The sequence below is a fragment of the Polaromonas sp. P4_H1 genome (genome assembly GCF_056400945.1).
Genome location: NZ_JBFUKG010000133.1, coordinates 1 through 538 on the forward strand (window position 1 = coordinate 1; position 538 = coordinate 538).

General features: G+C 62.6%; 1 protein-coding gene. It reads right to left on the reverse strand.

The annotated features are described in order from the left end of the window. Window positions 1-538, reverse strand: a 538-nt coding sequence (locus tag AC1DS5_RS25510) for a HAMP domain-containing protein (RefSeq protein ID WP_477721032.1), incomplete at both ends; no start/stop codon positions are given.

Genomic DNA, 538 nt, shown 5'->3' on the forward strand with positions numbered 1-538 from the left:
TCTTGCACGCGGGCATTGGTCTGGCTGGACACAGTGGCCATGCCGTCAGATGTCGTATTCATTTGGTCAGAGGCGCTGCCAAGGGCGCCCAGCGTGTCGCGCATCTGGATCTCGAACATGCCGATATACTGCTCGACGGCCTGCTGGCGCTGGCTCGCATTGGCATTGCGATGGCGTTCCTGCGCCTCGATCTCGGCTTTTTCCATCGCCTGCTTTTTGAAGGTCTCCAGCGCACCGGCCAGCCCGCCGATTTCATCCTGGCGATCGGCATAGCCGGCATCGACGGTGAGATCGCCGCCCGCCACTTTCAGCATCGCGTCGCGGATGGTGAGCAGCGGCGTGGTGACACGGCGCGTGATAGTGACTATGGCGCCAACGACGAGCATGATGGCGGCCCCCAGTAGCACCAGTTGCAGGATCAATGAGCGTTGCGCAGCAGACCACTGCACAAGGCTGTGGTTCTTGGCCTCGTCCAGCGCGCGTTCGGCTACGACCACGGCTGTGCTCATCTTGTCGACGGTGAGCGGTGTCCAGGCCG